General features: G+C 60.0%; 2 protein-coding genes. Both read right to left on the bottom strand.

Translation table 11 applies throughout. The features are described from left to right. Nucleotides 1-628, bottom strand: a 628-nt coding sequence (locus ACIONG_RS15330; RefSeq protein WP_401300656.1) for a DNA gyrase subunit A, incomplete at its 3' end; no start/stop codon positions are given. Between the two features lie 425 nt (nt 629-1,053). Then, entirely contained in the window at nt 1,054-2,130 is a 1,077-nt protein-coding gene (gene mtnA / locus ACIONG_RS15325) for an S-methyl-5-thioribose-1-phosphate isomerase (protein WP_103305670.1), read from the bottom strand. Nucleotides 2,131-2,240: the final 110 nt, after the last annotated feature.

The raw sequence follows: 2,240 nt of genomic DNA, 5'->3' as shown, positions 1-2,240 counted from the left end.
GCATCAGCTCATCGACAGTCAGCACAGGGTTGCCGAAGAGTGCCAGGCAACCGTCGAGGACTTCACCGCGGTTGTGCGGCGGAATGTTGGTCGCCATGCCCACGGCGATACCGCTGGAACCGTTGACCAGCAGGTTTGGCACGCGGGTCGGCATGACCGCCGGGATCAGTTCGGTGCCGTCGTAGTTCGGCACCCAGTCCACGGTTTCTTTATGCAGGTCAGCCAGCAGTTCGTGCGCCAGCTTGGTCATGCGCACTTCGGTGTATCGCATGGCCGCAGCGTTGTCGCCGTCGACCGAACCGAAGTTGCCCTGACCGTCGACCAGCAGGTAGCGCAGGGAGAAAGGCTGAGCCATGCGGACGATGGTGTCGTACACCGCGGTATCACCGTGCGGGTGATACTTACCGATCACGTCGCCGACAACACGGGCAGATTTCTTGTACGGCTTGTTGAAGTCGTTGCCCAGCTCGCTCATCGCGAACAGTACGCGACGGTGCACGGGCTTGAGGCCATCGCGCGCATCCGGCAGTGCACGGCCGACGATTACGCTCATCGCGTAGTCGAGATAGGACTGTTTCAGCTCGTCTTCGATATTGACCGGGAGGATTTCTTTGGCCAGTTCGCCCATGAGAAGCCTGATTCCTTTTTCTGGTGAAACTTCGTCATATCCATGTGGGAGCAACGAAGCTCGTCGGGGCAGGCTGAGTGCCATGCACCGACTTACGACAAATCAACAATCTGGAGAGTGGATTTGCGCAGTAAAGACAGCTCCGCGGAGCTGCCTCGGAAAACGCCGGATGTTATCACAAAGGCCGCCACGCACCTATCCCCCAGATGCGCATGGAGCATAGTTAGTTGACCGGTGACAGGCTTAACGGGGACGAGAGAGGCTCAGAGCTTCTTTGAATGCAGAATTGGGGCGTGGATTGCGGATGTTTATTGACTTTTAAGGCCTCATCGCTGGCAAGCCAGCTCCCACAGAATCGGTGGCAAGCACAAAACCTGTGGTAGCTGGATTGCCAGCGACGGCGCCCATGCAGACACCACAGCCAATCAATGCAGGCGTTTGCGGCACATCAACTGGGCCATCTTCGCGGTATCCGGGCGCTCGACAATGCCTTTCTCCGTGACGATTGCATCGATCAGGTCCGCCGGCGTCACATCAAACACCGGATTGAACGCTTCAACATCGGCGCCGACACGTTTGCCGCCGACTTCCAGCAACTCGGCACCGTCACGCTCCTCGATCGGGATGTCATCGCCGCTGGCCAGATTCATGTCGATGGTCGAACTCGGCGCCACCACCATGAAGCGCACACCGTGGTGCATCGCATTGACGGCCAGTTGATAGGTGCCGATCTTGTTCGCCACGTCACCGTTGGCCGTGATCCGATCAGCACCGACGATCACCCAGGTCACGCCTTTGGTCTTCATGATGTGCGCGGCGGCGGAGTCGGCATTCAGAGTGACAGGGATGCCTTCGTTGGCCAGCTCCCACGCCGTCAAGCGCGAGCCCTGCAGCCATGGACGGGTTTCGTCGGCATAAACACGCTCGACCATGCCCTCAAGGAACGCCGCGCGAATCACGCCCAGCGCCGTACCGAAACCACCCGTGGCGAGTGCGCCGGTATTGCAATGGGTCAGGATCGCCTGGGCATTGCCCTGATGCTTACGGATCAGGTCGACGCCCAGCTGCGCCATAGTCAGATTGGCTTCGCGGTCGCTTTCATGAATGGCGATGGCTTCCGCTTCCAGCGCGGCGAGCGGATCGGCATTGTCCTTCAGCCGATCAAGCCGATCGTGCATGCGACCCAGCGCCCAGAACAGGTTGACCGCAGTCGGACGAGAATCGGCCAGCAGTGCGAAATCCTCTTCCAGCGCCGCGTACCAGTCGCCACCTTCGGCAACCCGCGCACGGGCCGCAAGCACAATGCCATAAGCCGCACTGATGCCGATGGCAGGCGCGCCGCGCACCACCATCGAGCGAATCGCTTCAGCCACGCCGGCGGCGCTGGTGTAGGCAATCCAGGTTTCCTCGAACGGCAAAATACGCTGATCCAGCAGGTGGAGCGCGCCATCTCGCCAATCGATGGCCTTCACTTTCTCCGCAGCCAACAGTCGATCGCGCATCCCTCACCCCGCACTCATGAACAAAAGCCGCCGATTATAGCGATCCCCCCGCGAAGACGCTCGGGTATACTTCGCCATCCTTTATAAAAGCACTGGAACCGACCCTCGAT

The sequence above is a fragment of the Pseudomonas sp. NPDC087817 genome (genome assembly GCF_044742875.1).
Lineage (GTDB): Bacteria > Pseudomonadota > Gammaproteobacteria > Pseudomonadales > Pseudomonadaceae > Aquipseudomonas.
This window is presented reverse-complemented; position numbering and strand designations above follow the sequence as displayed.

What these genes read in the sequence shown, in the direction of transcription:
- mtnA (WP_103305670.1), bottom strand. Translation starts at nt 2,130, where the DNA reads ATGCGCGATCGACTGTTGGCTGCGGAGAAAGTGAAGGCCATCGATTGG.